Annotated in this window: 2 protein-coding genes and 1 pseudogene; all 3 read right to left on the reverse strand. The window is 41.2% G+C overall.

The window, feature by feature from the left end; all coding sequences use genetic code 11:
• Positions 1-154 precede the first annotated feature (154 nt).
• On the reverse strand, positions 155-979 hold the full coding sequence (locus tag PG888_RS22380) for a hypothetical protein (RefSeq protein ID WP_270694432.1): 825 nt from the start codon (positions 977-979) through the stop codon (positions 155-157).
• Positions 976-2,062, reverse strand: a pseudogene (locus PG888_RS22385) (IS3-like element ISAs22 family transposase). The gene PG888_RS22380 and the pseudogene PG888_RS22385 overlap by 4 nt, the downstream one beginning before the upstream one ends.
• Positions 2,063-2,248: 186 nt before the next feature.
• Positions 2,249-4,519, reverse strand: a complete 2,271-nt coding sequence (locus PG888_RS22390) for a hypothetical protein (protein ID WP_270694434.1) — start codon at positions 4,517-4,519, stop codon at positions 2,249-2,251.
• Positions 4,520-4,644: the final 125 nt, after the last annotated feature.

Consider the following 4,644-nt stretch of genomic DNA (forward strand, 5'->3'; position numbering starts at 1 on the left):
TGTCGGCGAAGGTGAGCTGATGACTCATGATGAACCCTTTTTCATGGCTCCAGATGACAAACATGATCTCATATCAGAGACTTGTTCGCACCTTCCCTAATCATGGGTAATCAGGATCAGGTAAATAATTGACAATAAAAATTTATAACAACAATTATGAATTTTCCCAAAATCTATTTTGCAATGAGGGAATCTCAATTTGAAGATCATCCTTAAAAATAAACATCTCCTCACCATTATCATCAAAATCTATTTGACTTCCATATGAACGCAGCCACAGTTTTCTATTATCAGCTGATAGTACATAGCCCATTTTTCTCTCATTACCCCTTAATCGATCCGGATACGCCCATCCTTTCCGCTCAAGCTTAGTAATGGTTACAATTATATGCGCCAATAGGGGTTGCTCTGGTGATACATACTCATGAAACCATGGCCAGAAATCTTTGTCACCATCCGATGCACGCCACCCCTTAATTTCATTCACAGTATCTAAATCAGCATATGGATGAGAGTGAAATGTGCCAACCAGCTCTATATTAGGCCAGTACTTCGTAAAAAACTCCTTTTTTGCTATTATCGAATTAAGGTCTGGCCGTACCCAGTCTTGATGCCTCAATGCAGACGTTTCAACAGTAGCCATTGTAGATACAATTCGAGCGGGATTTTCACCCTTCTGAGGAATTGAATATCCCCACAATAGGCCAAATGTTTCAAGATTAATAGCTCCCTTTCCTTTTAGGTGCGCTCTGTGCTCAAACTCATAAGCCTCAATTGCAGTAGTGAAAAGCTGAGGTACAACATGATCTTCAACAACAATATATTTCATACTTATATCCTGCAATGTATCCCCAATATCTGTTACATACAGATATTCAAACGGCATTATTATCATTAATTCAGAATTTTGAATGTTAACCAGATCACGATTCCAGCGGTAATCCCCCCATTTTTTGGAGCACTCAAAAGTAGAGGTCATGCGGCCTGTGCCAAGCGCTGTTTCGGCGTGTAGCCGCCCAGCGCCATATTGGGCCGCTCATGGTTATAAACCCACAGCCAGTTCGTGGCAAATTCCTGTAACTCATTCAGTGACTCAAACAGGTAATGGCCCAACCAGTCGTAACGCACAGTGCGGTTAAATCGCTCTATGTAGGCATTCTGCTGCGGGTTGCCTGGCTGGATATACCTCAGCGCAATCCTCTTCTGCTGCGCCCATTGCTTGAGCTCTTCGCTGATGTATTCCGGACCATTATCACAGCGGATTGCGGCTGGTTTGCCCCGCCACTCGATGACCTGCTCCAGCACCCGTTTGACTCGCGAGGCAGGCAAGGAAAAATCCACCTCGATGCACAGTGCTTCGCGATTGAAGTCATCGATCACATTAAACAACCGCACCGAACGACCATCGCTGAGCTGGTCATGCATAAAGTCCATCGACCAACAGTGATTCGGTTGGTCAGGGACTGCCAACGGCTCCGGCTTGGCCCGCACTAGCCGCTTCTTGGTTTTATCCGCAGATTGAGCTCTAGCGCCCGATAGATCCGGTAGACCCGCTTGTGGTTCCAGCCAAAGCCTTTGACGTTACGCAGGTACAGGAAGCACAGTCCGAAACCCCAGTTGCGCTGGTTGGCGGTGAGGCGCAGCAGCCAGTCGGCAATCTCCTGGTTTTCATCAGCCAGCACGGGCTGATAACGGTAGCAACCCTCGCTCACCTTGAACACCTGGCAAGCCAGACGGATAGAAATGGCGTAATGAGCCACAGCCTTGGTCGCCATCTCCCTGCGGGCAGATGGCGTCACCACTTTTTTGCCATCGCCTCGGAGATGATCTCAGCCTTTAGGCGCTCCTCGGCATACATCTTCTTAAGGCGACGATTTTCCTCTTCCAGCTCTTTGAGGCGCGCCATGAGAGAGGCATCCATGCCACCGAATTTGGAGCGCCACTTGTAGAAGGTGGCGGAGCTGATGCCATGCTCACGGCAGAGCTCAGGGACGGGTGAACCAGACTCGGCCTGCTTGAGGATGGCGATGATCTGTGCATCGCTAAAGCGTGATGTTTTCATGTAGAACCTCCTGCGTTCAAGATACGAGAAAATTCTACTTATGAGCACCTCAGTTTTTCGGGGGATTACCCAGCCAAGTTGATATGAATAACACTAATATCTAACAAATAGACTGGATAAGCGTACAAAACACCGGTTTAAGACCGGTGTTTTTGATAGTAACAGCAATACCAATAGCGATCTATTTTAGTAACGGCTCATAATTTTAGCAACCCACTCTCTAATATCATTTGACAGACGCGCTGTTTTTACAGTTCTTTTTGAACGACCCGCCCCTGGTCCATCACGATAGTAATTTTGTTCCTGACTCATATAAGTTTCATAGCCAAAATTATTTTTAAGAAATGACTCTAAAAACTTAATTGGAATTTTCCTGTTAGATGGAATGATAAAATAGTCATTATTAAAGAATTTTTTTACTGCAATGAGTTCATGACCAAACTTAAATTTTCCATTCTCAATCCACGCTAGGAATTTACCAGCCTCATCACTACTGTAGCAATAATTGTCACTGAGTTTTAAACTATTGGCTAGCGATCTTATCATTGCAAATGTTACTGATTCTTGACTATTATAATCGTCAGTACACTTATATAATAGAATGTTATTTGTAATTATTCTGCGTGTATTTCCTCTATCATCAAACCTAATCAATTCCTCACTCAATACCTCACTATAAAAGTGCTCAATATCAAAAGCCTCCTGAGCATAAAATTTACTTCTATTTAATAACCCGCAAATTCGCTCCTCCTCTGTTTTCAACTCCGCCAACTCAAGCATTTTTTTATCTGAATTTTTCAGCTCAGGTAAAAGATAGCTAATTTTATACCCCTGTTGTTCCAGCATTGTTAGTAGGGTGAAATTATAATCCAAACACAATTTATGTTGAATAAACAATCGGTTAACCATATGCATTAATGTGGGGTTGTGGCAATACTCATGCAAACGTTCAATAGAATAATCACACCCCAACGCTGACATCACCAACTCTGTAATGATATGATCGCTATTTTTATATACCCTATTTTTGCCACCAAGAAGCGCTAAAAATGCATTATTAGCATTCCTCGCTCGGTGGACAAACTGCATAATATCATTAGGCTGAACGAGCCCATTTGAAACAATTGCAGTAAATGTTAGATCCTTATCTGTGAAACTAAATCCATTTTTCACAACCGGTGTAAAAATTGACACCAGTTTACTGCTAACATTTTTGTTTATAGCACCATTAGGGAATTTACGAGCAGTGTCAGCATCGATTAATATTTTTTTTGGTGTATTTATTGCATTTACCAATACGTTAACATTTGATTTTTTTGCATTGTGTGCCTCGTCGCTAAATACAATACATTTTTTGCCACTTGATGCACGCTCATTGATCTTGTTTATAATATCTGGTTTAGTTGTTATAAAGATTTCTGGCATATTCCTAGGTTTGGATGATCTATATACGAACATTTTTTTATTACTGAGCGTAGCTAAACTTGAAATAAAATCAAATGAGTCCTGACTTAAAAACGCATCGGCAATAACAACAGTGCTGGCATCAGCAATAATTTTTTTGAAATTATCCATCCTTTCAATGTATTCATCAACTGAGACTCTCATGCCCAATTCTGAGTGCATTAAATTAAAAACATCCTCAAACTCATCTATAATCAAAACTTGGCACTTATCCCGGATATGCTTATATTTTTTACTATATAAAATGCTCAGACTAACACCATAGACACCGGTTTCATTTTTGGTGATATCTGTATGATAGTGTCGTTCATCCTGATCATGATACAGTGAATTCGTGAACGCTCGAGATGGATTTAAAAAAATAGGATGCATGCCATTATTCCCAGCCTCGTCAAATGTGGGTATTAGGCAATTAGTTGTTTTACCCGTACCTGGTGGGGTAACAACTATGTGAATCCCAGGGAAACGATCTAGACACAATCTTTCGTGACAAAGTTCGATATTAGTTTCAGTAATATTATCATTCTTAGTATAGAAATTGTGCGCCAAAGATACCGCGCTCTTTTTAGCAAACAAGTGTTTGTTTATAGCCTCGGCGATTCTAGTATGGAATCGATTACCAGTTTGAGACCAAACATAATCAATTAGAGAAGTCTGAGACATTATTTCTGGGCAAAAATGATGAGAGTTTAGCGCCACAAAATCAATTGCTTCTTGCTCCTCCACCTCATTTTTAGCATACCCGAGAAGCAGCAACCCTAGATTGACCTTGTTCGAACCTGGCTTAAACTCATGCCCATCAAGCACGACTGTGATCTTATAATCGAATGCAATTTTCACCGCAGGAAAAATTGAATCCTTATCAATTATAATTTTAATTGAATTCCTTGGCTCACCATCGCTAATAATTTCTACAATTTTTCTTTTTAGCGCATCAGATTCATCATCCCTAAATTTTACATGGCAGTTATCGCCATAACTCAACACAAACATACCGACCTCATTTAGTTTTTATAATAATATGGTGGCGTTTTCCAACGCTTGCATATTCCGGCCGATCATGAACACCAATTCCGATTCAACGTGAACACCATTTCCGGACCAATGTGAACGCTCAT

This window comes from Aeromonas sp. QDB23 (assembly GCF_027707745.1).
GTDB lineage: Bacteria > Pseudomonadota > Gammaproteobacteria > Enterobacterales > Aeromonadaceae > Aeromonas > Aeromonas allosaccharophila.